This window comes from Natronosalvus amylolyticus (assembly GCF_024298845.1).
GTDB lineage: Archaea > Halobacteriota > Halobacteria > Halobacteriales > Natrialbaceae > Natronosalvus > Natronosalvus amylolyticus.
This window is the reverse complement of sequence record NZ_CP101156.1, coordinates 2,375,221-2,401,005: the sequence shown is the minus strand read 5'-3', so window position 1 is coordinate 2,401,005 and position 25,785 is coordinate 2,375,221. Positions and strand designations below refer to the sequence as shown.

At 54.9% G+C, this 25,785-nt stretch carries 24 protein-coding genes and 3 pseudogenes; 23 read left to right on the top strand and 4 right to left on the bottom strand.

Going from position 1 to position 25,785, the window contains the following annotated elements:
• The first annotated feature begins 107 nt into the window (after nt 1-107).
• The 8 genes and pseudogenes from NLK60_RS11260 to NLK60_RS11225 all read left to right on the top strand — a co-directional run.
• Complete coding sequence (locus NLK60_RS11260) at nt 108-956, top strand: DNA-binding protein (protein WP_254807885.1); 849 nt, start codon at nt 108-110, stop codon at nt 954-956.
• Nucleotides 957-1,265: 309 nt separating this feature from the next.
• Entirely contained in the window at nt 1,266-1,850 is a 585-nt protein-coding gene (locus NLK60_RS11255) for a winged helix-turn-helix domain-containing protein (RefSeq protein ID WP_425499078.1), read from the top strand.
• Nucleotides 1,851-1,853: 3 nt separating this feature from the next.
• Nucleotides 1,854-2,330, top strand: coding sequence for a toxin-antitoxin system TumE family protein (locus tag NLK60_RS11250; RefSeq protein WP_254807883.1), 477 nt, complete (start codon nt 1,854-1,856; stop codon nt 2,328-2,330).
• 108 nt (nt 2,331-2,438) lie between these two features.
• Nucleotides 2,439-2,720: a ribbon-helix-helix protein, CopG family gene (locus NLK60_RS11245; RefSeq protein ID WP_254807882.1), complete on the top strand. Its 282-nt coding sequence runs from the start codon at nt 2,439-2,441 to the stop codon at nt 2,718-2,720.
• Between the two features lie 10 nt (nt 2,721-2,730).
• Nucleotides 2,731-3,030, top strand: a complete 300-nt coding sequence (locus NLK60_RS11240; RefSeq protein WP_254807881.1) for a type II toxin-antitoxin system RelE family toxin — start codon at nt 2,731-2,733, stop codon at nt 3,028-3,030.
• Between the two features lie 38 nt (nt 3,031-3,068).
• Nucleotides 3,069-3,245 (top strand): hypothetical protein, encoded by a 177-nt coding sequence (locus NLK60_RS11235; RefSeq protein ID WP_254807880.1) that lies wholly within the window; start codon nt 3,069-3,071, stop codon nt 3,243-3,245.
• Nucleotides 3,161-3,412: pseudogene (locus NLK60_RS11230) on the top strand (DNA-binding protein); the annotation flags it as partial. The gene NLK60_RS11235 and the pseudogene NLK60_RS11230, both read left to right, overlap by 85 nt.
• Nucleotides 3,408-4,178 (top strand): annotated as a pseudogene (locus NLK60_RS11225) (zinc ribbon domain-containing protein); the annotation flags it as partial. The pseudogenes NLK60_RS11230 and NLK60_RS11225, both read left to right, overlap by 5 nt.
• Before the next feature lie 261 nt (nt 4,179-4,439).
• On the opposite strand, the gene NLK60_RS11220 reads toward NLK60_RS11225, so the two are convergent.
• From NLK60_RS11220 to NLK60_RS11210, 4 genes are all read right to left on the bottom strand, one after another.
• Entirely contained in the window at nt 4,440-5,831 is a 1,392-nt protein-coding gene (locus tag NLK60_RS11220) for an ATP-binding protein (RefSeq protein ID WP_254807879.1), read from the bottom strand.
• A 66-nt stretch (nt 5,832-5,897) separates the two neighbouring features.
• Nucleotides 5,898-6,356 (bottom strand): toxin-antitoxin system TumE family protein, encoded by a 459-nt coding sequence (locus NLK60_RS19805; RefSeq protein WP_484555222.1) that lies wholly within the window; start codon nt 6,354-6,356, stop codon nt 5,898-5,900.
• Nucleotides 6,357-6,358: 2 nt separating this feature from the next.
• Nucleotides 6,359-6,880, bottom strand: coding sequence for a DUF7342 family protein (locus NLK60_RS19695; RefSeq protein ID WP_425499046.1), 522 nt, complete (start codon nt 6,878-6,880; stop codon nt 6,359-6,361).
• Between the two features lie 42 nt (nt 6,881-6,922).
• Nucleotides 6,923-7,669 (bottom strand): DUF8170 family protein, encoded by a 747-nt coding sequence (locus NLK60_RS11210; protein ID WP_254807877.1) that lies wholly within the window; start codon nt 7,667-7,669, stop codon nt 6,923-6,925.
• A 101-nt stretch (nt 7,670-7,770) separates the two neighbouring features.
• Between NLK60_RS11210 and NLK60_RS11205 the strand changes: the two genes are divergently transcribed.
• The 15 genes and pseudogenes from NLK60_RS11205 (at nt 7,771) to NLK60_RS11135 (ending at nt 25,749) form a co-directional block, all read left to right on the top strand.
• The gene (locus tag NLK60_RS11205) at nt 7,771-8,244 is read left to right on the top strand and encodes an ArsR family transcriptional regulator (RefSeq protein ID WP_254807876.1); all 474 of its coding nucleotides are present in this window, start codon (nt 7,771-7,773) and stop codon (nt 8,242-8,244) included.
• Nucleotides 8,245-8,748: 504 nt separating this feature from the next.
• The gene (gene tnpA, locus NLK60_RS11200) at nt 8,749-9,138 is read left to right on the top strand and encodes an IS200/IS605 family transposase (RefSeq protein WP_254807875.1); all 390 of its coding nucleotides are present in this window, start codon (nt 8,749-8,751) and stop codon (nt 9,136-9,138) included.
• Entirely contained in the window at nt 9,135-10,370 is a 1,236-nt protein-coding gene (locus tag NLK60_RS11195; RefSeq protein WP_254807874.1) for an RNA-guided endonuclease InsQ/TnpB family protein, read from the top strand. The genes tnpA and NLK60_RS11195 overlap by 4 nt, the downstream gene beginning before the upstream one ends.
• Nucleotides 10,371-10,449: 79 nt before the next feature.
• On the top strand, nt 10,450-10,866 hold the full coding sequence (locus tag NLK60_RS11190) for a DUF7985 family protein (RefSeq protein ID WP_254807873.1): 417 nt from the start codon (nt 10,450-10,452) through the stop codon (nt 10,864-10,866).
• A 26-nt stretch (nt 10,867-10,892) separates the two neighbouring features.
• Nucleotides 10,893-12,659, top strand: a complete 1,767-nt coding sequence (locus NLK60_RS11185; RefSeq protein ID WP_254807872.1) for a DUF8186 domain-containing protein — start codon at nt 10,893-10,895, stop codon at nt 12,657-12,659.
• Nucleotides 12,656-13,510, top strand: coding sequence for a hypothetical protein (locus NLK60_RS11180; RefSeq protein ID WP_254807871.1), 855 nt, complete (start codon nt 12,656-12,658; stop codon nt 13,508-13,510). The genes NLK60_RS11185 and NLK60_RS11180 overlap by 4 nt, the downstream gene beginning before the upstream one ends.
• The gene (locus NLK60_RS11175; protein WP_254807870.1) at nt 13,510-14,646 is read left to right on the top strand and encodes a TrbL/VirB6 family protein; all 1,137 of its coding nucleotides are present in this window, start codon (nt 13,510-13,512) and stop codon (nt 14,644-14,646) included. The genes NLK60_RS11180 and NLK60_RS11175 overlap by 1 nt, the downstream gene beginning before the upstream one ends.
• 2 nt (nt 14,647-14,648) lie before the next feature.
• Entirely contained in the window at nt 14,649-15,749 is a 1,101-nt protein-coding gene (locus tag NLK60_RS11170) for a TraC-like domain-containing protein (RefSeq protein WP_254807869.1), read from the top strand.
• A 29-nt stretch (nt 15,750-15,778) separates the two neighbouring features.
• The gene (locus tag NLK60_RS11165; RefSeq protein ID WP_254807868.1) at nt 15,779-17,881 is read left to right on the top strand and encodes a VirB4 family type IV secretion system protein; all 2,103 of its coding nucleotides are present in this window, start codon (nt 15,779-15,781) and stop codon (nt 17,879-17,881) included.
• Between the two features lie 5 nt (nt 17,882-17,886).
• Complete coding sequence (locus NLK60_RS11160; RefSeq protein ID WP_484555221.1) at nt 17,887-19,065, top strand: phage NrS-1 polymerase family protein; 1,179 nt, start codon at nt 17,887-17,889, stop codon at nt 19,063-19,065.
• A 258-nt stretch (nt 19,066-19,323) separates the two neighbouring features.
• Nucleotides 19,324-20,592 (top strand): RNA-guided endonuclease InsQ/TnpB family protein, encoded by a 1,269-nt coding sequence (locus NLK60_RS11155; protein ID WP_254807866.1) that lies wholly within the window; start codon nt 19,324-19,326, stop codon nt 20,590-20,592.
• 288 nt (nt 20,593-20,880) lie between these two features.
• Nucleotides 20,881-22,191 (top strand): RNA-guided endonuclease InsQ/TnpB family protein, encoded by a 1,311-nt coding sequence (locus NLK60_RS11150; protein WP_254807865.1) that lies wholly within the window; start codon nt 20,881-20,883, stop codon nt 22,189-22,191.
• Between the two features lie 20 nt (nt 22,192-22,211).
• Nucleotides 22,212-22,544 (top strand): annotated as a pseudogene (locus NLK60_RS11145) (DUF234 domain-containing protein); the annotation flags it as partial.
• A 411-nt stretch (nt 22,545-22,955) separates the two neighbouring features.
• Entirely contained in the window at nt 22,956-24,485 is a 1,530-nt protein-coding gene (locus NLK60_RS11140) for a hypothetical protein (RefSeq protein ID WP_254807864.1), read from the top strand.
• Nucleotides 24,478-25,749 carry a CARDB domain-containing protein gene (locus NLK60_RS11135; protein ID WP_254807863.1) on the top strand — a complete coding sequence of 424 codons (1,272 nt, stop codon included), beginning with the start codon at nt 24,478-24,480 and terminating at the stop codon, nt 25,747-25,749. Before NLK60_RS11140 ends, NLK60_RS11135 begins: the two co-directional genes overlap by 8 nt.
• Nucleotides 25,750-25,785 lie beyond the last annotated feature (36 nt).

Below are 25,785 nucleotides of genomic sequence, written 5' to 3'. Positions count from 1 at the left end.
CGCGAGCGAGACGCGTGTGATGGATGAGTTGGACAGCGAGAGAGCCAGGGCTGGAGAGTCGTGGTGTCGGAAAGACGCCGAGTGAGCGCCTTTGGACGTATAATCCAATGTCTAGTAAGCAATCAGTTAATAAGGTCGTTTCGGTCGATGAACAGGCGTACGAGCAGGAAGCGGGTCAAGCGGAGCATGAGGACATCGTCGACGAGACTCCGGAGTTCCGGGCTACGGTGGAGATGGAGATTCAGGCGAAGGTCGATGCAAACCACCCAGAGGGGATGGTCGACACGAGCGAAGATCGGATCTATGGCGTGACCCTGGCCCAGGAAGAGCGCATTCGAGCCAGAGAGGAAGAACTCGAGCGAATCAGTGTACAGGCAGCGTTCGGTCGACAGGAGGGACGAGCAGAGCGAACGAGAGCAGTGGTTGAACAGAGGTATCGTGATCAGCGGCCAGTCAAGGAAGTCGATCCTCGGGAGAAACTCGAGAGGGGGCAGTTGGGCCAGGTCAATCGGCAGGCACAGCGGTTGGCAGCGGACGTCAACGGTGGGTACACGAGAGCGGTCATCGGAAAGCGGATTGCCAGTCGGTTTCTCGAGGGCGCGGACATGTTCGAGGCGGTGATGGATACGAAAGAAGAGATGCAGCATGAGGCTGGGACGATCGTGCCGATTGGGAGACTCGAGTCGATCAGGCGAGGCGAGGTCAGTGTCGAGGGTCGTGTGATCGAGTTGTGGGAACCCTCGAGTCCAGCGATTCAACAGGTTGGGTTGCTTGAAGACGAAACTGGGCGAACGAAGTTTACGATCTGGGCGAAGAGCAATCAGACGATGGTGCAGGAAGGTGAGTGGGTGCGGTTCAGGGCGGCAGCGAAGAACTGGTACAATGGACGGTGCTCGATTGCGTTGACCCATTGGTCGGAAATCGTATTCCCAGAGCGCGGCCGCTGGTGGGAATAGGCCCGTAGCGGACTCTTTTTATTGGTGCCCGATCACCCACTACCCACTGCCCCACCCACCTCCACGTTCCGGGCTGCTCACGGCCTACGGCCGTTTTCGTTCGAAAGAGCGAGCTCTTTCGTGACTGAGCGAAGCGGAGCTTCGCGATGTCCGCGAAACTGGATGTTTCACTTGATGACGAAAATCAGAGATTTTCGAACCACGCTGCCGGGCTTTCGCTCCTGTCTTCTGGCAGCGCTAGACTCAAAAATATAGTTCTTTAGCAAAAAGCTATATTTGTCTCCTCTCCGTATATATTGTGTGAGTACAATGAATAGTAGAGAAAGGTTTTGGGAGGGCAATCTCAACGAGGCAGTCGTTGAGGAGTGGAAAGAAGAGACATCCCCGTTTGATAGGGTCAAAGAGGTGTTGATGACGACGACCCAATATCAGTATGCGAAATCAATCGCTGAGCGTGCTCGAGTCAGTGAACCAAGTGCACGCAAACACCTGAATACACTCACCGAAGCTGGCTTCGCCCAGAGTGATGACACTGGACAGGGAACGAGATACAAACGCTCTCGAGAAACCGTTGCGATGGGGCGAATCCAAGAGCTACATTCGGAATTAACAAAAGAAGAGCTCGTCGAGGGAATTCGAAATCTGAAATCGGACATCAAGCACTACAGAAACGAATATGACGTGATGGATCCGGACGATCTTGCACTAGAACTCGACGCTGACGATGGTGACGGATGGATCGCAATCTCACAGTGGCGGGCCCTCGAAGAAAACTTGAAACTCGCACAGGCAGCCCTCTCACTGTACGACTTTAACCCAGATGGTGAAGAGGTAGACTCTGGAGGGAACTCTCGAGGGGCATTTGCGAACGCCACGGGAAATATTCCGGTGTAATTGATGGAAGAAGACGATGTTGTTGGTATCCCTCCAGAGGAGTGTGCATCTGATCTTGGAAAACCCGATGTGACGTCGATGCGAATGATTCGGGATTTGTTTCTTCGGGAAGAACCACTCGTTGAAGTGGCCGACTTTGACAGTGTTCTTCGTCCACAAGAGCTTCGTATTTGGTTCAAAGATGGAATCGGTAACGCAGACTGGTGCCGACTTGATTGCACATGGTACTCCTCAGGAGCCTACCGTTTCCACTCTGTTGACGAGGATGATGTGAACTGGCGATTCGACATGCATCCAAACCCTCATTCGCCAGACCAACACTTTCACGAGCCGCCCAAGGCGTCTTCTGAAACGGCAGTACAATCTTGTATTCAGGTCACAGAACCGCGATTGGTCGCTCGAGCAATATTGAAGATTTGGCGACGTGGGTACGAAACAGGTGATCTTGCTACGCTCAATGCAGCTACGGATCCTCCATGATACATAGTGTGAGCGCATACCCGCGTCTTCAGGTGCTGGAGGAGATAGGAACTATCTGTGGAACGAGTGAGCGATAGTTCTATGTGTACCACGCGGGTACCACGATACATGAGTACGGACGCGGGCGAGAACAACGGCGAGATGGTCAAGCTCAACGTCAAAGTCCCCAAACGACTTCTGGAAGAACTCGACGAACTCGCAGAGGAGTTGAATTACACCAATCGGTCGGAATTCATTCGAGAGGTACTGCGCGACACGACGGAGCCGATTCTGACGCCCGGTGCGCAGGAGGGCCTCTCCCAGGGGTACGCGGACGTGGCAGCGGGACGCACGATGTCGATCTCGGAAGCAAAGGATCGACTCGGCCTCGAAGACGCCAAGGAGGAATAAGGGCCGACAAGTGGCGAATAACGTCGTTCTGACAGAGACCTTCTTCTCGACGGTTGAGCAGTTCGAGACAGAAGACGCAAAGCGCGTCATCAACAAACTCGAAGACATCGGCGACTTCCCAAATCACTTTCTCGACCGCCTGAAGAACCACCCCGGGTACAAGCTCCGAGTCGGTGATTTCCGCGTACTGGTTGACTGGGACAAGGACAACGAGATGATCTACGCCATCGACGTCTTCGAGCGGAAGAAGGAATACCGCGAACTCGGGAACTACCGCGAGGTCTGGGTCTCTTGGCGCGACGACGAATAACGGATCCAACTGACGGGACAGGACAGTTTCTCGAAGCGATGAGAGAGTACGTCGAGAAGGGTGGAGAGAGCGAGTTCTACCAGACGAAGGTCACCCAGGCGCTGATCGACACGGGGGCGGACTTCGTGATGCCAGAGAGGAAGAACTCGAGCGAATTAGCGTACAGGCAGCATTCGGTCAACAAGAGGGACGAGCGGAGCGAACGAGAGCTGTAGTTGAACAGACGTGTCGTGATCGGCGGCCAATCAAGGAAGTCGATCCCCGAGAGAAACTTGGACGAGCGAAGTTGGGCCAGGTCAATCGGCAGGCACAACGGTTGGCAGCGGACGTCAACGGTGGGTATACGCGACCGGTCATCGGAAAGCGGATCGCCAGTCGAGTTCGGTCTCGGCCACACCGAACGGCTGCGCCTCGAAGTACGCGGCCGTCCCAAGTGGGACGGCAAGCCCGGTCGGTTGGAACTGTACTACGACGAGTTGGAAGACCGATTCAGAGCCATTCAGCCTGTCACAACGGACAATTCTCGACAGGATTCACCACTGGCGGACGAAACCGCCGCTCTGGATATCGGTGCAAACAACATCGTCGCCTGTACGACTACAACCGGCCAGCAGTATCTGTACGAAGGGCGCGACCTCTTCGAGCGGCTGTACGACCAGGGCGTCTCAACGGTGTACGTCGGCGACCTCACGGACGTACTGGAGACGCACTGGTCGGTCCGGGCGAACCAGAAGACGCACAACTTCTGGGCGTTCCGGGCGTTCATCGACCGGCTGGCGTGTACTGCCGAGGAGTTCGGTATCACCGTCGAAGTTCGCCCCGAAGCGTGGACCAGCCAAGAGTGCCCGCAGTGCGGTTCAACCGACCTGACGACTCGCCACCAAGACACGCTCACCTGTCCGTGTGGCTTCGAGGGCCACGCGGACCTCACGGCGTCGGAGACGTTCCTCCGTCGTCATCAGAACTCGGAGAGTTCTGATTGGCGAACGAGACATCTCGTGTCTCGTCAACGCCACAAAGCAGACGTACCACGGCCGATGGCACGGCCCGTATGCCTCAAGTGGGACGACCACCGATGGTCGGCGTCACCACGCGCTTACCGTCCCAACGAGGAGCATACAGACCAGAGTATCCTACGGTCGGCGTAGGAGAAAGTTGCCTCCGTGGGGGCTGGTGCTGATGCCAGACCCCCCAACGCGAGGAATCCCACGACTTCAGTCGTGTGGAGGATGTCAAGCCGTCTCAGCACGTGACGATTTACAGCTCTTCACTCTCGAGGACGTTGTTCAAAAACAAAACTCGTAGCCCGGTGATACGGCTGCAGCCTCGAGGGCTTCGTGTTCGTTGCCACGATCGTAGAAGGTCATACCCCTAATAATCATTACCGCGATAATGACCTATAACCACTCTCATGAGAGAATTGAGTTGAGGTTACTGAGGTCGAAGAACAACCACTTCTCATTGTCTTCTACGTCCTGTTCGAGTCCGTCGACAAAACCGGATTTCGAGAAAAGCGCATACTGCTCACTTCGTGTTCCCGGGCCCCACCTGACGTTTTCAGCTTTATCTCGGAGGTCGTTGACGAGCGAGTACCCGACCGGTTCGTTCGTCCACTTACATTCGGCGAACAGGATCCGGTCAGTGTTCGGTGCCAAGCCCACGATATCAATTTCGTGTTCGCCATACCACCAGCGGCCAACTTCGGAGTAGGGCTCGATTTCGCTACTACGAATCGCTTCCCAGATTGCTTCCCGACAGATATCCTCAAACGTCGGTGCAACGTGGTTGGGAAGGTCTGGCTGGATAGTGCCTTCTAAGACGATGTCGGGTGCTTCCTCAATACTCGAGCGGTTCGGCTCGACATATCGAAACCAGAAGCGGAGGAATTCGTCCGCGATGTGATAGCGCGATCGCTTCGACTTCTTCCTAGATTCCGTGATGGGCACCTCACGATCAAGGAGGCGAAGCCGGCGAAGTGTCTGCAGGTATTTCGACAGTGGCCCAACGTCAATACCGGTCCCTCCCGAAATTTCATTCGGCGTTGTGTGTCCTAACGCGACCGCTTCGAGGATACTCATGTATCGCGAAGGATTTCGCAATTCAGTGCGCAAGAGGAACTCCGGTTCGTTGTAGAGGATCCCCGTTGGAGATAGGATATGCGTTCGGATATTGTCATTGAGTGAACACTCATAATCAAAGCGAGTGAGATACATCGGCGTACCACCGGTGACTGCGTACGATTGGATTGCTTCTTCGAACTCGTATGCAATCGCCTCTCGGGCTTGTTTGAACGAGAACGGCTGTAGATCGATCTGACCCGTACGACGGCCGTGCAGGGGACTCTTGTGACCGAGAACTTCTGACTCCATCGTACTCACGCTCGAGCCACAGAGGACGAGCATCGAATCTGTGTCCTGGAGTCGTTCGTCGACAAACGACTGCACATACGATGGTAGGGAGTCGTTTTCTTCGATCAGATACGGAAATTCATCGATGACAACCACAATCTGTTCGTCAGCGATCTTTTCTCCGAGATAGTCGAACGCATCGTCCCACCCCTCGATTCGGGGGATACGATCATCGAAGTAGTCGGCAACTTGCTCGATAAACTTCTCACGCTGGCGGTGTTCTGACTCCTGAGCAGCGAGGAAATAGATATGTGGTCGATCAGCACAAAAGGTTTTGAGCAATTCGGTCTTCCCGACGCGACGTCGGCCATAGACCACATAAAACTCATAGTCCGGTGATGCAGCTGCAGTCTCGAGGGCCTCGAGTTCGTTGCACCGATCATAGAAGGTCATACTCTAGATAATGATTATCGCAATAATGACTTAGCTGTTCCCCCTGTGGAAAGGCCAATATACCGTTCAGCTACAGGAAGAATTCGACTTCTCCACTTCTTCCCAGAGGGCCTCGATTCGGTTGTACACCCAGGATGTCACCACCTGTGAAATCACGGTCAACAATTCACGTGGATAATCTCGGCTTTCGCCATCTGCGTGTTGTGCATCCGGAGGTGCATGAAAGTGATCTCGAGTATAGTCTGGGCTTTCATGCCGATCCCATCTACATACCCAGTCAACCCCGTGATGATCTTCGAAATAGGTAATGTGGAAATCGCCGTTCGTGTATGATTGAATCTCGACATAGATCTCTGCAATGTGCTCGGGCGGGTAATACTGAGAAACGGGAAATATGACAATTGATTCGGGGCGGTTCGATGGAAAGACAGAAATCTGTGCAATCCATGATTCATCCGCGAGCAAAGAGGCTATTTCGCGTAGAAGTGCATGGTTCGTGTCTCGGTCGTGCGTTCCATGATCCACGCTCAGACTACCCCTTCATCGACCGCTCCGTTTTCTTGTGATCGACGGAGGTCACGAATCGACGTCTGGATTGCCGCCCAATTGTTCAGATCCAACCAAACGCGTTCGGGATCTCCGTACTCGAGCGGGTCGATCTCACCTGGTTTCTCAGCATCATATTTCTCTCGATAGGCATCATTTTCGGAGAGGAGTTCCCCAAGCCGACTTTTGTACTCCTCTTCACTCAACTGGGCGAGTCGGTTGAGTCGACGCCATTCGAAATAGGATTCATTCCGCTCAAATGCCTCAGGATTGTTCATAACGCGGGTCAACAGTCCGATATCGGTTAAGCGGTTCAGGTGACGGCGTGCAGCGTTCTTTGAACACTCAGCACGTGATGCGATCTCGGATACTCGAGTGGGCTCATACAGTTCGAGAGCGACTCGATATACCCGTTCATCAGTTGGTGCAGAACGAAGACGGTCGTCGAGTTCCTCCGAAAAGTCCGATGGTGGCGGACCGTGTTCATCGTCTCGGTTACCCATGTGTAGAAATATGATCGAGTGCGCAATATAATTATCGCATATTCAGGGAACATTTGACAATTGCTCTTTGAGTTCCTCAGCCGTAGTCCAGGAAAAACACTGGTTTAATGAGCTGAGGTGAACGAGAGAATCAGTTATGACTCCGCTATATGACGGAGTTCGACCACCGAGTTCAGACTGCAAATACGCTTTAAGATCTTGCACCGAAATGTCCAGCCCGTGGTTACGAGCGCATTCAGCGAGTGTAGAAAGTTCCCTGTCGAGATCATCAGCATGATATGCTAGCTCGACGGCCCGAGCATGTATCGCATCTTGTGTTGTGAGGAGGGAGTCATCTTTATAATGTTCCTCCTGCGCCCGAGGGAAGAGATACGTACGGTCGAGCAGCCATGGGCGTTCAACACGCCCAAATTCGACGACTGCCCCACCTGTATCGTGTTCAAGGACCAGTGGGATCGAATCTGCGTAGAGGGCGTGTAAAAAGAATTTTACTTTGAGATCCGGAATGTCGTCTGACACCTCGAGATCGGGCTGCGTCGCGAGCAAATACGCGTAGGCATCGTGGCGATGGTTCAGTACATCAAGCGCTTCGTCGAGACGATATTTGAACGGTGGTTCGTAGCTACCCAACACAAAATACGTCGAATGTGGGCCAAAGAGGTGCTCATGCCGCTCTTGCATATACAATAGAAGTTGTTCACTGTCTACTGGATCGAGTTCGAGGCCATAGAGAAGATCGTTCAGGATAAAATCTGTGAGTTCTTCGGTGTTCTCCGGTATTCTGTCCATACTAACCAGTATGGTCAGAAACCAATTTAACCATATTGGTCTGACTATGTTAAGTCAACCCATTGTATTTATGTGGCCTGATAACGTAACTTCAGTTGACAATGGCCGACATCTCCACGTTCTCCACAGGCGAGCACGCAGAAAATCCCTTAGAGCGTCAGCGTGAACTGATGGCGCTGCTGTCACAGGAAACTCGACACAGCATTATTCAGGCGCTCGTGGGGCACCCGAAAATCCTCGCGTCAGCCGATGAAATTAACCATTTCATTCCGAGCAAATCAAAAAAGACTGTGCAAGAGCAACTGGACGTGCTGGTTGAAGCAGACCTGCTTGCAATCTACGAGCATCCCCCAAACAAAGAAAAGCGCGGCTTGCCATGGAAATTTTACGGCTTTACTGAATACGGTGTCGACATCCTTGGGGACTTCAACTATCTTAAGGGCGTCCCAGTGGCGCGAGCCGTCCACCAGAAAACGCGAAAGCACGAGAAAATTGAACGGCACGAAATGGCTCCACGACCACCACTCCCAGAATCAGTACGTGCAACGTTCCGACTTGACGAAGAAACAGATTGACATCCCCGCCCTAACCGAGTGCGCAATATATTTTGTTTCGACGTTGAAGAGCTGTTTCTCGAGTGCACATCCTCTTCCTAGATCCGCTAGTTTCCATCGGTCGCCTTCTGACTGTCCGTAAGACTCTCAGCGAAATATATCCTAATAATTCCACAGTTTAAAACTAGAAAGATATTTAATCAACCTATGGATAATGAGATTCACCACAAAATGAATGTGATTACTGGTTATTTATGACTTTGCGGATGTGCATTTGTTGCAGGTCTCTCGGTCTGGATACCAGTTGAAACAGACGACAGTGTGATCTCGCTCCGGAGTAGCGATTCTCTCCCTTGTTTGTGCGTTCATTTGCTGGCGTGATACATAGTGCGAGCGCATACCCTCGTCTTCAGGCGCGGGTCGAGCGGTAGGCATAGTACGTCCGATCCGCGTTGCTACGAACCGCTGGATTTCCCACGCCATTAGGTAGTTTTAAGCTAGTACTAGCCATAGTATACAGTACGGATGAAGACCACACGGCACGCGACTTACAACCTTAGCTACCACATAGTGTGGTTGCCCAAGTACCGCAACTCGGTACTGGGTAACGAGGTCGAAGACCGTGTGCGTCGAATCCTCCACGAAATCGCCGACGAAAAAGGATTGGACATAATCGACCTTACCGTCCAACCCGACCACGTTCACCTGTTCGTGAGTAGTCCACCGAAGCACGCGCCGTCGCTGCTCGCCAACTGGTTCAAAGGCATCAGTTCGCGGAAATACAACCACCGCTACGCCGACCACGACGGCGAGAAAATCAAGTGGGCGCGTGGCTACTACGCGGGAACAGCAGGGCACGTCTCAAGCGAAACGGTTCAAGACTATATCCAGCGTCAGGAGGAGGGGGATACGTGACCGAACTCACCGAGACGCTGGAACTCAAGCTTGTGGAACCGAACGCCCACAAGCACCGAAAACTCTGTGAGACGAAACAGGCGTACCAAGACGCCCTTGAAGCCGCGTTCAACGCGAATTGCACCTCACAGTCGGCGGCCAACGACGTGGTGGTCAACTACGACCTGAGCGGGTACGCGAAGAACGCGCTCAAAAAGTACGTCCCACAACTTTGTGGCGGGAGTTACGACGCTAAGGAACTTCACGACGACCACCCTGTCCGGTTCACGAACGAAGGCCCAAAACTCGACCACAAGCCACAGAACGCCATCGAGTGGTACGTCAAAATCCCGCATCACAACGACTACCATCTCTGGTTGCCTGCCCAACCGAATCCCGAACAGCGAGAGTGGCTGGAAGCGTTGCACGCGGGGGACGCAAAGATGGGCGAGTGTCGGCTGTTCGACCGCGATGGTGTGTGGTACTTCCACATCGTCGCCACACGGGACGTGGAGGAACGAGCCAGTTCGGCGTCTGAAACGCCGATTGGGGTAGACATCGGGGAAGCCTCTTTGATAACGGTGTGTCACCGTAACGAGCGCGACTCCCCGACTGAACCCAACCTCTGGAACGACGAAGGTAAGCGAGTTCGACAACTTCGTGAGACGTATTTCACGGCGACTCGACGTCTTCAGCAACGCAGAAGCGAACGTATCGTAGAGTCCTACGGGGATACACTCTGGCGACAGATAGACGACATTCTTCACACGGTCACGTCGGAGGCCGTCGCCTACGCCGACCAGTTCGAGAACCCCGTGTTAGTTCTGGAAGACTTGACGCACATCCGTGAGAACATGGACTACGGCGCGTTCATGAACCGCCGACTTCACGGATGGGGCTTTGCGAAGATGCACGCCCAACTCCGCTACAAGGCGGCTGAGAAAGGAATTCGTGTGGCGACGGTTAATCCCGCGTACACCTCGAAGACGTGCCACTGTTGTGGGGAACAGGGCTACCGCCCTGATCAAGCGACGTTCACGTGTTCCAACTCGGCGTGTTGGGTCTCGGAGTACCACGCGGACGTCAACGCCGCACTCAATATAGCAGATCGCCACCTCAGCGGAGAGAGCCATTCAAGAGAACACATGAGTGGCGATGACTCGGCTGAGGAAGGGGGCCGTTTGACCGGCCCGCAAGACAGCCACGCCGATGCTGACACCCAGCAAGTGACGCGTGGAACGCATGCGTCTTGAAACCTTAGGGCCGCGCTCGGCCTGAAATTCCATGGTGGGATTCCCGCGACTTCAGGTGCGGGAGGAGGTCAAAGCACCTATGCAATCTTCGGACTCCTCCACAATCGACTTCGACCGAACCGATACCCAGACAACCGGAACTCGAGTCACTCGACAGGCACTCACGATAACAGCGCTCCTCTCGTTGGTTGCCGTTGATCCAGTACTCGCACAGGACAGCGTTGTCTGTGAAGCTGAAGCCCTCCCTGGAATGATCTCTGGATTCTTCCAGATTACGACCGCGCTCGGGATAATGGGCCTGGTTGTTGTGTGGCAGGCTGACTCGCTCGTCGAGATGTTCACGATGAATGTTGATCAGAAACGTGACCTCAAACAACACAAACATACGGCGTTGAAGTCAGCCGTAATTCTGGTCGTACTTGGCCCGCTGTATACCGTTGCTGGCTCGGTTATGGGGCTCCCGCTCGCAGACTGTGTAAATCTCGTTCCGTGGTAAGGAACACACCTTTAGGCGAGTCTCCCATGGCCCTCCCTGCTCGAACGGCTGCAGTCATCGTGGCACTGGTAGCTGTGGCTGTGTTTCTCAGCTTCACCACGTTACCGACGGCGAGTGCTGGCGAGGGCGGACACACAGCCAAACTCAGTCACGATGTGCAACTAGATGAGAACGAGACAGCGACCCTGTGGTCAAAAGAGCCGAATGAGTGTCTCAGCGTTGGTGAATACGAAGAACGCTTTGGCACCACCCCGACGGCGATGCAGGAACTGGCTTCCTGTACCGACATCACGTTCAGCGAGCCACCGGATACCGCTGCACGCTGGACGAGTGCAGAATTTCCTCACCTCGAGGCTGGGGATACCGATACATCCGTCTACCCCTCACATGCAGAGCGAGTCGATTCGGTGGCCATTGCTGATGCACACGCGACGATCTTTGCGATACTTCCCTCGACGAAAGCGCACTTAGACCCGACAGATTCTGTGTACTACGTTGCACCAACCGGTGAGGTCCGTGGATTTGTCGACTATCGAGTTCGCCTCGAGAATTCGCGCCAGCCGCTTCATGAAAATCAGACGGTCGAACGCTCACTTACGAGCACGTCTATTCAGGAAGTCCGGCTAAAACGCGATGGGGACGTACACGTACGGGCTGATGGGACACATACGCCACTGCTCGAGTACGATTTTGAACGTGGTGGGCCAGCAACGCTGACCCTCGAGGCGGATATCGAGACGGCACTCGAGGAAGTTACCACGACGATCGACAACGATAGCGAGCAGACCGAGACCCGAACAATCGAAGAAACGGTCACGGTCACGCACGATATCGACGTCGTCGTGTATGACTTACGGGCATCGGTCTACCAAGCAAGGTACCCAGATGGTGACGCTGGCGTTGCCATCTATACCTCACAGCCGTGGCATGGCTACACGCTTACTTCCGATGGGGAGGTAAACGTCCGCGGCATCTGGCGATATTATACCGCTCGAGACACAGACTGGGACGAACTCACTCAGGGGACTCGACACGGTGAGGAAGTATTCAACTCCAGTGTACGGCCGGTATTCGTCCATGCGTATCCTTCTGCGATTGGCCCACGGGTTGAACCGATACGCGATGGCCCGGATATTCTCGAGGTCTGGGGTCGAGAGCGTGATTCTCCTGAACCTGCGATTCACGAAAACGTCGAGATTGACGTTGTTTCTGGCACGTACACGGATTCGTCTGGTCTCGCCCTCCGGTATGATACGATTGACCGAGACGAAATCGCGGTGGCTGGAATCGTCCGTGGCGTTCATGCGGACCTCATTGAACCGGATGGGAGCACCGAACGCGAGATCCGCGAGAGTGAACTCACCATCGAACGTCTCGACTCGAGTGCGGAAACGGCCACGTTCCTGATCGAACTCCGTGATGTCGAAACGGGGTCGCCAATTACCCTCGAGAACTGGGCTGATGACCCTCGGTTATCGGTCATTGGGCAGGATTCCCGATCGGGGTACATCACTGTCGGTAACGAGATCGTGCGGACGGATCTCTCTGGCCGTGTCGAAGTTACGGTGACCCAACCAGGGATCTACACCGCAACCTATCACCCAGGCTCGTGGCGGTCACACCAGCCTGCCTATATCGGCGATACAGCAACCGAAACGTGGCACCCGCTGGGAACGGCAACTGGCTGGTTCGTTCTGCTGGTTGACGTCATCCGGTATGCCCTCCCGTTTGCTGTCGCCCTTTACGCTGCACAACGCGTCGGCACCTTCCTGAAAATCAAAGATACACCATGACGATAGAACAGACTATTTGCAGACGAACCGCCCTCACTGGAGTAACAACTGGAATCGTGGCTGCCCTTGCTGGATGCACAGGAAGCAATGATTCGGAGGATCGAGATGGGAACACAGATTCGACCTTCGAGGATGACGAACGTGGCCCGATTCAATCAATTACCCTCGATGAAACACAGTTAGTCATCGACCTCGAGCGCGATGTAGCCACTCGATTGAACGTCATTGATCCCACTGGTGAACTGTTTGCCTGGCGCCAAATCGATGCTGGGGTCTCCCGGACAAGAATCGACCTTGGCTTTGCATACACGCCCGGTGACTACGAGTTCATCGCCCTCGACGATGATGAGACCCTTGGTTCGGTTGTGATGGCCTTCGAACCGAACCTCGAGTTTATCGATCTTCGCCTGGCTCGAGATTACCCTGAGGAGATGTACGAGGGGGCAAACAGGTTTGCTATGGAGGGGGATGCGATCCTCTATGTTACTAACTCCGGGTCTGGGCCGACAGCCATCACCACGCTTCGATTCAGGGGTGATGTCCCGTACCCAACTCGCGATAGCTACGATGAGACTGGTGTCAGTGGTATCTACGATCTGGAGAACGACTTTAGTAGGGATGCTGATGAGGTCATAATCCCACCCGGAAAGGCCGTTCGCATCTACAGTAATAATGTACCCTTCTCTCCTTCCAGAATCTATAATCGATGTGAAACGGTTGGCGAGGAAGGGCAGTTTAGTGTCGAATTTACTTCGACACATTCCGCTAAAATTCATCTGACAGAATATCATGTTCATTATCTTACTTCGGATTTGGGTGAGTGTCAAGTCGAAATCGAGGGTCCTGCGTAATGCTTGCTTGGTCGCTCTCTGATGTCGGGATCAAATGGTTTGAGGACGCAATTGACAAGCTCATCCAATGGTTTCAAGAAGGATTGATAGATGGATACAATGCCATCACTGCACAGATATTTGGAACGACAACCCCAGAGACGGACGGCACGTTCGTGTTTGGCCAACCAAGCAACGCTCCCTGGGAACAAATCTATGGGTCGCTTGTGACCGGCGACATCATGATCATCTCTTTGCTGTTGCTGGTGATGTGTGTCCAGGGCCGACACGCGATCCGGATCTTCAATATTGGAAGTGTATACGAATCTCGAAAAGCCACCCGTAGCGCGTGGACGGGTGCGTTCTTGATTGTTACGTGGTACTGGATTGCTGTCCTGGCGCTCTACCTTGTCGACGGCTTCACTATAGCGTTGATTCCGGATGTCTCTGCGGTTACGTCTGCAATGAAGTCTCTTCTTAGTGCTGCCGTATCCAACCCGATCCTTGCGTTATTCTTAGCCGGCGTTGGAGCCACCGCGATGTGGGTTCTCCAGGCATTGTTTTTCCTCCGAGAGATTTTGCTGTACATCTTCGTCTACGCAATGCCGATCGGAATCGCCCTAGCGTATGGGAATATCCCTGTCGTCTCTGATATAGCCCGGACGGTTTGCATGAAGTTCGTCCCGTTGGCTGTGATGCCGATTCCTGTTTCATTGTTGTTCAGGGGATACGACTTGTTGTTCGGCGAAGGCTCGAGCGGTGCCATCGTCCCTGGAAGTGACTTCTTGAGCTATCTCATCGCCGTTACACTCCCTATTTTGTCGATCATCATCGTTTGGAAGCTGTTCAAGTATGCGACGCCGATGACGACGAAGATTATCGGTGGCACGACGAAGGCCACACTCACTGCTGGGGCCGTTGTCGGCGCAGGTGCGATTGCTGGGCCTGCTGCAGCCTCCTCTGCTGCACTCTGGGGCCCAAAAGCCGCGGCTGGATACACGGTCGCCTCAAAGATGCGTGACCGAGGAGTCTCTTCGAATACAGCCTCGAGTGCTGGTGGGAGCCAGACGTCTCACGATAACGTTGCGACTGACGCCTACGGGCAAGAGGGTGTCAAGGCGTATCGACGAACCGAGAACGATCCGGGGTACTACTGAAAATGTCTCAAGAAAACGATGCGGCTGGGCGGCGTATTATGGACGAATTGGGGGAGCAGAGTCGGATTCCACTGCTGAACATCGCAGAAGGGGATGTCTACGTTCTGCTTGGATTTCCCATTGTTGGACTCCTCGTCGGTGGGTTTACCGGCCTCGATGGTGTTGTCCTTCCGTTTGTCTTCTTCGGCATTATTGTTGGCGCGGCTATCGTCTATGCCTCTCCAAGTCATCTCCCTGCCTCGACGTGGCTGGCAGATGTCTATCGCCACTACTGCAAGCGCCCACGATTCACCTACAGTTCGGAGACAGGTGATGCCTCGAGTGAGCCGACCACTGGGGGCGGTCTCGTGAGCTACACGCCGTTTCGCCCCGATGAGCGTACGCAAGACCTCACCAGCATCGAACGTGCCTGGCCGGGCGCTGGAGCCATAGAGCGATCTGATGGCTCGATGGAGGCCTTCCTCGAGATCGATCCTGGAAACATGGACTTTGCTATGTCTGGTGATTGGGCACAGATCCAGCGTCTGGGTGAAGAGTTCGCGAACAGAGAACTCGATTTCCCACTCACGTTCCACGCAACGACACGACCGTTTCCAGTGGAGACGATGATCGACCAGATCGATGACCGACTGACCGATGAGGACGTCGAGCAAAATCCAGTGTTCGAATCATTGCTCGAGGAGTATCGAGAGAAACGCCCTCGTGAACTCGCCGGGACTCACCAGTTACGCTACTTTATCGGCGTCGAAGTCACCCCGCTCGAGGTATATAATCGGTATCAGGACGAACTATCCCCAGCAGAGAAACTCACCTCGTTTCCGGTGATCGGCTTTCTGTTCAATCCGTTCGTGACTCGCCGAGAGAATATGGCTGATGCTGAGGTTCGGGCAGCGATGTTTGACAAACTCGAGAATCGATGTCGAACGATTCAGGCCGAGTTCATCCAGAAAGTTCCCGGTTGGAGTGCTCGACGAATAAGTACAGTCGAGTTGTTCATCCTTGCAACCGAGTTCTGGAACGGCGAGAAACACGCGTACGATGAGACAGCAAATGCGGTTCGTGAACAACCACTACTCAGCCACCAACGGAGGGAAGATAAGTGATCTCTGGTGTTTCGTTTCTTGGGTCCCTATTGGAGGTTTCATCGACGCTCCCGGATCCATCGACGCAGTCGGGATTGGCCCTCTATCTCGGTGTCACTGCGCTGGTGACGCTGGTCGTGAAAATTGGCTGGGATCGATTGCAAACGGACGATATTGAGGAAGTCAGTCTCACCGAGTTACTCGAGGAATCAACGCTGAACGAAGGGGCTGAAGAGGAAGCGGCCCTCGACGATATCGCTGAGCGTCATCAGAATCTCGTTGCCCCTGCTGCGATCGAGTGGGGTACACGGACGGCCCGTGTTGGCGAGCAGTGGACGTCGACGCTGTACATCGCAGAGTATCCTGATTACCCGAAAGACGGGTACCTAAACGAACTGTTCGAGCTGACTAGTGTCGAGTTCGACCTCACTGTCCATCTCAGACCGCGAAATCAAGAGCAGGCTCGAGATGAACTCCAGCGGATTGCCGATGATCTGCAGGCTGATGCGGACCTCGAGCGAAGCGTTCGTGGCTCGTATTTACAGGATCGAGCAATCGAGGCGATGTCGACGTACAAAAGCGTCGAGAACGGCAGCCGTGTGTTCGAACAGGCACTGTTCATCACCGTACGCGCTGATACGCGCGATGAACTTCGAGAGGGCGTCCGCACGATTCGGAGTCGCCTTCGCGAACAACCTGCCGGACTCTCACCGAAGACGGCCATCTGTAAGCAAGATCTTGCGATCCAGGCAACATCACCAATCGGAACCAATCCGTTCGGCCGTGAAGCAACTGCACTCGGCGGAGCTGTCGGTGCACTGTTTGCTTCAGCTCACAATGCAACGATTCTCGAAGATGATGGCGTCGAATTCGGTTCGCACTGGAAAAACCAAAGCCCGGTCGTCATCGACCCCTTTGCTCGAGAAAACGGGTATGCAATGTTCACCATTGGCGATCCTGGGTCCGGCAAGTCCTTTGGCTCGAAGCAAAACTTTATCCGGTCGATCGAACAGAGCGAAGACCGGATCGGCATTATCCTCGAACCGTTGAATAACTGGGCCGGTGTTGCTGAGGGCTTAGGTGGCGAACGGATCACCATCGGCGGGAATATGGGTCTCAATCCGCTCGAGTTGAAGCCAACGCCAGAGCGCGTTCAGCGAGCAATGGGTGAAGACGCAAGCCCATATCGAGAGAAACTCGATAGCGTCATGAGTTTCTTGACGAACTACTTCGCCCACCGGGGGATCCAACTGGGTGATCGACGCACAACACTCGAGTTAGCGATCGAGAAAGCCTATTCACAGAAGGGTATCACCGACGATATCGCGACACACGACAACGAGAGCCCGACGATGCGTGACGTCCTCGATATTCTCGTTGAGATGGTCGAAGACCCGCTAGCGTACGTTGTTCGGACGCACAAGGAATCGATCAAGATTGGTAATGATGCAACCTGGTTAATCGACCAACTCCGTCCGTTTACAGCGAGTGGGCGATATGAAAACCTCGGCCGAGAGACCGAATTCGATATTCGCGATGAGAAGGTGATCTACCTCGATTTGGCTCAACAGGAAGGCAGCCTCGGTGGCAGTACGAGCTTGATCATGCAGCTATTGATATCGCTGGTGTATGAGCGAGCCAAGGAAACGGACAAAGAGGTCGTCTTCGTCATCGACGAAGCCAGGTACATCATGCAAGATGCAGCGAGTCTCGAGTACCTCGAGGTCGTGTTTCGCCACCATCGCCACCATAATCTTTCAATCAGGCTCGTGACCCAGACCGTCGACGAGTTCTTCCAACACCCCGAATCAGAAGCGATTATTGACCAGTGTGCGATCAAGCAATTCCACCACCTCGATGGGATGGACACCGGTTGGGCTGAAGAGTTTGGCCTCAACTCCGCGCAGATGCGCTTCGTCCAGGAGGCGATGCCCGGGAATGAGCGAACAGGCTACGCGGAAGCCCTTGTAGGGGTCGATGGCGAGTGGCGAGGTATCGAGGTCCGGGCGATGGAAAATGAAACTGCCGTCATCGACTTCGACCCGAAATCAAGGGGTCGTGAGTCTCTCTCACATCGGGCTGAGGAGACGGTGGATTCTATCGCTGACCGTCCCGGGGGCGACGGTCAGCAGAACAATGCGTTCTCTGATTGATTGAGATGATAGACAAAATAGCAATTCCAGAAGCGATGCGAGCTCGAGATCAGTGGCTTTGTTGGCGCAATGAGAAACGTAACGGGAAGTCTACCAAAGTCCCGATCGACCCACAGACTAGGTCATTTGGCTCCTCGACAGATGATAGTACGTGGAGTGATTTCGACAGTGCCCTCGAGTATTTCCAATCGGGTGGGTGTGATGGAATCGGATTTGTGTTCACCGACGATGATCCCTACGTCGGGATCGATCTGGATGACTGTCGCGATCCTGAGACAGGACGTCCAGATCCTGAGATGAAGTCGATTGTACAACAGCTTGATTCGTATACCGAAATCTCTCCATCGGGTACTGGGTATCACGTTATCGTCAACGGTGAACTCCCTCAAGGCAGGAATCGGCGCGGAAATATCGAACTCTACGAACGTGCTCGATACTTCACGGTGACCGGTGAGCACGTTCCCGGACTTCCAACTGAAATCGAGCCCAGACAGGCAGAACTCGAGAACGTACACCGTGAGTACGTTGACCAGAATTCGAGTGGTGGGGGAACCTCGAGTGGTCACGATAGAGGGTCAAGCACGCTCTCAAACGAAGCGGTACTCGAGAAAGCTCGAGCAGCTTCCAACGGTGAGAAGTTCAACCGACTCTGGAGTGGGTCGACTGTTGGGTATGATAGTCACTCAGAAGCCGATATCGCCCTCTGTTGCTTGCTGGCGTTTTGGACCGGTGGCAATCACAACCAGATGGACCAGCTATTTCGTCAGTCCGGGCTTGCTCGAGCCAAGTGGGATGACGTTCACTACGGGGATGGTGCAACGTATGGTGAACGGACACTCGAGCGTTCGATCGAGCACACGAGTGCGTACTACGAGCCACACGACGAACCGCGAGAGGATTCGAGGAAAGCAAGCCAAAAAGCCGGAGAACAACACCTAAGAACGCGAAAGGTGCAGTATCTCGAGCGAAAAAACGCGATTCTCGAACGTCGAGTTACAGATCTGGAAGCGACTCTTGAGGAGAAGAACAACCACATTCGGCACTTGGAGACGACCATCAAAGAGTACGAAGAAGGCCGGGTGTCGAGGTCTAGGGAATCTGGCGATACCGCTGAGCCACACTCAACTCGCTCACGTTCGATTTGGACGAGGGTACGACGAGTGATTGGCTCTCGAGATGACTAGTTTGTCCTTGAGGAGAGAAACCAATTAGCCGATAGGTCGGCATCAAATCACGGTTAGTAAAATCGTAATTAGTAAAATCAGGATTTAGATAATTGGCAGGATTATGGGGTGAGCAGGCGCAAAACCTCGCCGTTTACGGCGGGGATACGCGCCGTCACTGGATGACACCCTCCACCGATGGCTGCACGGCTGGATATTCCACGCTCAACCACCATCTTTAATACGGAACATTCCATAAATGATTATGAACACAGTCTGATGCTGGAGACAACCCGCACCTATCGAGCGAGAATCGTCAACCACTCCCAAGTGAGTGACGACCTCGACCAGTGCGGGCACTCAGCCTCGAAACTGTGGAACGTTGCCCGCTATCACACCCAACAAGAGTGGGATGAAACCGGCGAGATACCATCCGAAGCCGACCTCAAGCGCGAATTAAAAGACCACGAACGATACAGTGACCTACATTCTCAGTCAAGTCAGCGAGTTCTAGAAGAGCTTGCTGAGTCGTTCAACGGCTGGTTCAAAAAGCGCAAGAACGGCGACACAGATGCAAATCCACCCGGCTACCGAAAGCGAGGCGACAACCACCCACGCTCCACCGTCACGTGGAAACAGATGGGTATCAAGCACGATTCCAAACACAATCAACTCCGCCTATCCAAAGGCTTCAACCTCAAACAGCACCGCTCAGACTTCATCCTCGCCGAATACGAGACACGACCGGATGTAACCGTGGAGAACATCCAACAAGTACGCGCCGTATGGAACGGCGACCGCTGGAAACTCCACCTCGTCTGCAAGGTCGAAATTCCCGTCGAAGACGCACCCGGTGACAACACCGCAGGAATCGACCTCGGTATCAAGAACTACCTCGCCATCGCCTACGACGACGGTGATGCGGAGTTGTATCCGGGGAACGTGTTGAAACAGGACAAACACTACTTCACCCGCGACGAGTACGACACCGAAGGCGAGAACGGCCCGTCACGCCGTGCGCTCCGCGCCCGACAGAAACTCTCGCGTCGGAAAGGCCACTTCCTGCACGCCCTCGCCAAGCATATCGTTAGGCAGTGCATCAACCACGCGGTCGGTCGCATCGCCATAGGCGACTTGAGCAAGATTCGTGAAGACGAGAACGGCGACTCACGGAACTGGGGTAAACGTGGGAACAAGAAACTCCACGGTTGGGAGTTCGACCGCTTCACCCGCTTGCTCGAATACAAGGCCGAAGAAAACGGCATCCTCGTAGACCGCACGAGCGAGCGCGACACGTCGAAGACGTGTTCGTGCTGTGGCCGGAAGCGTGACGCGAATCGCGTGGAGCGTGGGTTGTACGTTTGCGAGTCGTGTGGTGTGACGATGAACGCGGATGTGAATGGTGCGGTGAACATTCGCAGAAAGATAACTCAGAATCCCCCTACGAGGGATATGAGTAACGGTCGTTTGGCACGGCCAGTAGCCTACCTGTTCAATCAAACCTCGGGGCATTTCGCACCGAGCGAACAGGTGGGTTGCAAACCTTAATATCCCAACGCTCGGGAATCCTCGCCCTTCAGGGCGGGGAGGATGTCAACTCAGTGGTTCACATACACAGACTATGGCTCACACTCGTTTCGTCAACCGAGAAGCGGAACTCGAGGTGCTAGAATCTGCATTTAGCTGAAAGAGAGGGCGCTAAGCCCCCGTTCTCAAGGAGCGAACGAACCAACGTGCAGTGAGTGAGTAAGGCGGGGATACAGCGCCCGCACACATATCAAACGAATCTAATCAAAGCGCTTAACTAACCACAACCACTAGCAGGAGAAGAGTCACATGGTGTACAGTCCAAAATACCGACTCTTCCCGGCGAGCGAACAGCGGGAGAGACTCGACTGGACTCGTAACACCGTGCGACAAGTGTACAACCACGCACTCCACGAATTCAACAAGCTACCAGAAGACGACGGCACGCTTCGACAGCGCGTCTGGCAAGTCCGAGACGACCTCCCCAGACTCAAACAACAGTGGAGCGACCTGAAACAAGTCTACTCCACCGTGTTACAGAAAGCCGTCGAACGCATCCGAACCAACATCAACAACCTCGGCAAACTGAAAGCCAAGGGATACAGCGTTGGCTCGTTGAACTGGAAGAAACCGCGTGAGTACCGGAGTTTCACGTATCGGCAATCGGGCTTCGAACTCGACACGAAGAGTGGCCCGAGAGACCGAGCAATTCTGCGACTCAAAAAGGTTCGCGGTGAAACCCTCGAAATTCCAATCCGACTCCACCGAAACCTGCCAGAGCACGACGCTATCAAAGAGGTCACGGTGAAGAAAGAGCCGACAGGAGCGTGGTATGCCTCGTTCTGCATCAGCACCGATGAACCAGAGAAACCAGACCCAGAAGCCATCGATGCAGAGGACACGGTTGGTCTCGACCTCGGTGTGCTCAACTTCGTTCACGATTCTGATGGGCTTTCCATTGGGCGACTCGACTTATCAGATGAGCGAGAGCGACTCGAACGCGAGCAACGCTCGCTCTCTCGCAAGCAATATGAGTCGAACAACTGGGAGAAACAGCGCCGTCGAGTGGCCGAGGTTCACGCTCGGATGTCGAACAAAAAGCGCGATTACAAGCACAAGCTCGCGCACTTTTACGCGACAGCGTACGACGCTGTGTTCGTTGAGAACCTCGACGTGAAGTCGATGCTCGAATCCGAGGGGAACGCTCGGAACAAATCCGAGGTCGGATGGAGCGATTTCCGTTCGATTCTTGAACACCACTGTGACAAGCACGGCACACACTACGTGGAAGTGACTGCTCGCGGCACGACGAAAGAGTGTGCGTGTTGTGGGGTAGAGACTGCGAAGCCGCTGTGGGTTCGCGAACACTCGTGCCCATCGTGTGGGTTCGAGTTGGATAGAGATTGGAACGCCGCATTGAACGTGAAATCGCGTGGTCTGGAGAAACTAGGAGTGGTTCACTCCAAAGGTACGCCTGTGAAGACTGCGACCGTCCTCAGAACCGAAGGTTCTGATGGGCCACACGAGAACGGAGTTCTCGTGGACGCTGTGGACGCTCGTTCTGTGTCTGCAAGTCGTGTCGTTGAAACAGGAAGCTCCTGCCTCAAGGAAGCCGTGTAAGCGGCAGAGTAGGCAGGAGTAGTTCACTTCCAAAAGCGTACCGTGGAATCGGTTACTGGTGGCACCAGCAACACGAAGTCGATGTTGTTGGTCTCGCAAGCGACGGGACACTTGTCGTTGGTGAATGTAAATTTACCTCGAGAACGATGACGGAAGGCGATTTGGCTGCTCTCGAGCGGTCTGCAGACCAGATACGGTGGACACCACCACAAGATACCGAACTCGAGTATCATTACTGTTGTTTCTCTCGATCCGGGTTTTCTGCCGATTTAAAACAGAGAGCATCCGCTCGAGATAACGTCTCTCTTTTCACTCCTGATGATATCGTGAACGTGGCAGTATCCGAGGGGTAGTCCATTCAATCGAATCCCCGAAGGAGTGGGTGATCTCGATCCAGATCGGTCACGAACTCGGCGAGCCGTTGACCGCCGAATCGCCGGGGGCAGGCCTCGCGATGGTCGATGCTCAAGGGCTGGCCGGTTACCCTAGAGTAATCTAGGAGATTACGTTACAGTTAGCTGAACATTATAGGTGTTAGTTACGCATCCCGAGTATGTTACGGAAATCAAACCAGCCGCAGACAGAAATATGGGCCAGTGCACTTACCCGAACCACCCGGAACCCGACAAGCGTGCTCCCGACGGAGACGGAGGGAGGATCGATACGCGACCAGCGCTTCGGCACGAATTGCGTGATAGACGTCGAGTCCCCCCTCGAAACGTTCGAGGATGTGACCGCTGGTGAATCAACGGAGATGAGTGCGGATGAGTGAGGAAAACCCTGCAGGAACCGATCCATCGGCCAGCGCAGACATCGAACGTACTCACAACCAAACTATGGAACCCACTCCCTCACAACCGGATGCAGCAATCGATGACAGACTCGAGCGGCTCGAAGCGCTCGTCGCAGATCAACAAGCGACTATCGAACGCCAGAACTCCCGGCTCGAGGAACTCGCTGAGCGGTCGACGACGGGGACGTCCAGTGGTGGGAGTTCGGTACCAGTAACCCGCCGACGTGCGTTACAGGCCGGTGGCGCGCTCGCGTTGCTCGGACTCGGTGCCGGATCTGTGAGCGCACAGCCACAGCCTCACGGACAGGTCGGTACCGAGGATCGCCCACTCAATGCGTTGTACACGATCGATCTCGAGGCCACCGAGATCACCTCAGAAACCGACATCGACGCCGACGGCACGACCGCAATCGAAGGGCGGTCGACGGCGGCGCTCGGTGAAACGTACGGGATTTCGGGCATCACGGACTCCGAAAGTCAAGACGCGTACGGGGTCAGAGGAACGGCGACCGCCGACAGTGGCTCGGCAATAGGGGTCGGCGGGACAACAGCTGGGGACACTGACGGGGCGACCGGTGTCAAGGGTCACGCGACCGCAGATACCGTCACAGCAGAAACCAAGGGTGTCGAAGGGAGAACTGATGCGGACGCAGACAATACAGGGACTCCTGAGATCGTTCCTGCTGGCGTAGAAGGGAGAGCCACCGGTGAGAATACCACCCATGGAGTGCGGGGGATCACGGAATCCAAAACCGGGCGGGGCGTAACCGGGATGGTCGTCTCCGACGACTACGATCACGATTCGTTCATCAGTTCGGGCATCGGTGTCTCTGGCATTACGGATCGGAGCGGTGAAGACGAGGGCGTGTCGGACGCCGGAGGCGTCTTCGGGCTAGCAACAGCCGATAGCGGCACGGCGTACGGAGTCCTGGGTCGAAACCACTCACCGGAAGGGTGGGGTGTTCGCGGGATGGACATGTCGGGAGCCGGCCACGGGGTGTACTCTCAGGGTGACAGCAAAACCGATGGCGATCACGAGACCACCGGCGATACCGTTCTCGGTGGGACGCTCGCCTTTGCAGACGAGACGCCACAACGAACCGCCGGCCCGATCGCAAAGGGGTGGATCAACTCCGATGGGACGGTCGAAAACGCCGTCAACGTTAGCAGTGCCGAATGGAATAGCACTGAGGAGCGCTACCGAATCAGTATCGAGCACGAGAACTACTTTTACGACCAGTACGTGACGGTGGTCACGCCGTTGACGAACGTCAACCCCCGAACCACGAGTAACTCTAGTGATCTCGTCGTTGAATTGCTAGACGATGACGGGGACACCGTCCAATCCGGATTCCAGTTCGTGACGTTCGACCTACCGAGTGGTGAAGAGACGACAGTAATGACTTCTGACAGCGGAGACGGTGACGTAACTGTCACTGATGGAACTGACGACGAGCAGGCTTCGTCGGCCGCGGTACCAACATCCGATTCCCATGAGTGATCGGCGGTTCAGCGGAACTCGACCGGCGGCGGTGTTCCTCGCCGTCGTGATCGTTCTTGGGCTCGTCGTCGCCGTTCCGGGAACGGTAACGGCCGATTCGAATCTCGTCGACATCGAGTGCACCGCTGGCGACGGTGGCGGCCCAGTCTACGTCACCGACAGCGGCCTCGAGCTCGAGGACAACGCTACCGCCGCCGACGAGGGCTATCCCGTGTTTCCCGATAACGAGACTGTCGAACTTCGTGGGATCAACGACACTAACGTCTCGTTCAGTGCCGCCGGCGAGGCACAGCTTCGACTCGAAGATCATAAACCGGGGCGAACCTGTTTCGCGGCCATCAACGCGAGCACCCACCCCGTCACGATCACGCCTGAAAACGGCACCGTCGTGACCGTCAACGGCACGGTCAATGGACTGGCCATCGGTGACGGCGACCTTGAGGACGGGCAAATGGATGTCGTCTCGAACGCCAGCGAGTCCTTCATGCTCACGATCCACGACACCGGGCTCGAAGAGGGCGATACGGTGGTGACTGACGGTGACGCAACTCTCGAAGCCGAGGTTGACGGTGACGGCGCAGTCACCTTCGAAATCCCCGCTGGTGAGGTCGCCCTATCCGCGTCAGTAGAAGTCGACGACGACGGCGGCTCCTCACCCCCACCACCGCCGATGCCAGCGCCATCGCCGCCCGACCCCGCCGAACCGGCCGCGTTCGAGATCCACAACGAATCGGTCGATCCGACGAAACTCGAGGTCGGCGAACCGTTATCGGTGATCGTGAGCATCGAAAATGTCGGCGACGAAGCCGGGACGGAGACGATCGAATTGCTCGTCGACGGTTCGGTAGTCGATGAAACGAACGTGACGCTCGAAGGCGGTGAGGAGACGACCCTCGAGTTCGTCCACGCATTCGACGCCGAGGGCGAGTTCGATGTCGGCATCGAAACGGTCACCACCGTCTCCGTCGTCGCTGTGGAGCCACCGGAAGACGATGACGGGGCCGAGACGAGCGACGACGATGAGGGGGCTGAGACGAGCGACGACGATGACGCTGATACGACAAGCGACGACACGGCAGATGTCGGAGGGGGCGAATCTAGCGATGACGACTCCAGCGACGCCGGAGACGGCGATAGTACTGAGATAGAGGGTGAGACGGAAGACGACGATCCATCAGGGGTCGGCTTCGGCACGATCGTCGGCTTCGTCGTGGCAATCGGCGCTCTCGGCGGGATCGGTTACGTGCTCCGAGAGCGACTCTAGAGGCGGAATTCTCTCATATTGTTGAATCAACACTAC

Excerpts from the sequence above, each read along its gene's own strand:
- NLK60_RS11185 (WP_254807872.1), top strand. The coding sequence starts at position 10,893 with ATGGCCCTCCCTGCTCGAACGGCTGCAGTCATCGTGGCACTGGTAGCT.
- NLK60_RS11260 (WP_254807885.1), top strand. The coding sequence starts at position 108 with ATGTCTAGTAAGCAATCAGTTAATAAGGTCGTTTCGGTCGATGAACAG.
- NLK60_RS11210 (WP_254807877.1), bottom strand. The coding sequence starts at position 7,669 with ATGGACAGAATACCGGAGAACACCGAAGAACTCACAGATTTTATCCTG.
- tnpA (WP_254807875.1), top strand. The coding sequence starts at position 8,749 with ATGAAGACCACACGGCACGCGACTTACAACCTTAGCTACCACATAGTG.
- NLK60_RS11255 (WP_425499078.1), top strand. The coding sequence starts at position 1,266 with ATGAATAGTAGAGAAAGGTTTTGGGAGGGCAATCTCAACGAGGCAGTC.
- NLK60_RS11150 (WP_254807865.1), top strand. The coding sequence starts at position 20,881 with ATGGTGTACAGTCCAAAATACCGACTCTTCCCGGCGAGCGAACAGCGG.
- NLK60_RS11235 (WP_254807880.1), top strand. The coding sequence starts at position 3,069 with ATGAGAGAGTACGTCGAGAAGGGTGGAGAGAGCGAGTTCTACCAGACG.
- NLK60_RS11175 (WP_254807870.1), top strand. The coding sequence starts at position 13,510 with ATGCTTGCTTGGTCGCTCTCTGATGTCGGGATCAAATGGTTTGAGGAC.
- NLK60_RS19695 (WP_425499046.1), bottom strand. The coding sequence starts at position 6,880 with ATGGGTAACCGAGACGATGAACACGGTCCGCCACCATCGGACTTTTCG.
- NLK60_RS11220 (WP_254807879.1), bottom strand. The coding sequence starts at position 5,831 with ATGACCTTCTATGATCGGTGCAACGAACTCGAGGCCCTCGAGACTGCA.
- NLK60_RS11170 (WP_254807869.1), top strand. The coding sequence starts at position 14,649 with ATGTCTCAAGAAAACGATGCGGCTGGGCGGCGTATTATGGACGAATTG.
- NLK60_RS11180 (WP_254807871.1), top strand. The coding sequence starts at position 12,656 with ATGACGATAGAACAGACTATTTGCAGACGAACCGCCCTCACTGGAGTA.
- NLK60_RS11140 (WP_254807864.1), top strand. The coding sequence starts at position 22,956 with ATGAGTGAGGAAAACCCTGCAGGAACCGATCCATCGGCCAGCGCAGAC.
- NLK60_RS11245 (WP_254807882.1), top strand. The coding sequence starts at position 2,439 with ATGAGTACGGACGCGGGCGAGAACAACGGCGAGATGGTCAAGCTCAAC.
- NLK60_RS11190 (WP_254807873.1), top strand. The coding sequence starts at position 10,450 with ATGCAATCTTCGGACTCCTCCACAATCGACTTCGACCGAACCGATACC.
- NLK60_RS11160 (WP_484555221.1), top strand. The coding sequence starts at position 17,887 with ATGATAGACAAAATAGCAATTCCAGAAGCGATGCGAGCTCGAGATCAG.
- NLK60_RS11135 (WP_254807863.1), top strand. The coding sequence starts at position 24,478 with ATGAGTGATCGGCGGTTCAGCGGAACTCGACCGGCGGCGGTGTTCCTC.
- NLK60_RS11155 (WP_254807866.1), top strand. The coding sequence starts at position 19,324 with ATGCTGGAGACAACCCGCACCTATCGAGCGAGAATCGTCAACCACTCC.
- NLK60_RS11205 (WP_254807876.1), top strand. The coding sequence starts at position 7,771 with ATGGCCGACATCTCCACGTTCTCCACAGGCGAGCACGCAGAAAATCCC.
- NLK60_RS11250 (WP_254807883.1), top strand. The coding sequence starts at position 1,854 with ATGGAAGAAGACGATGTTGTTGGTATCCCTCCAGAGGAGTGTGCATCT.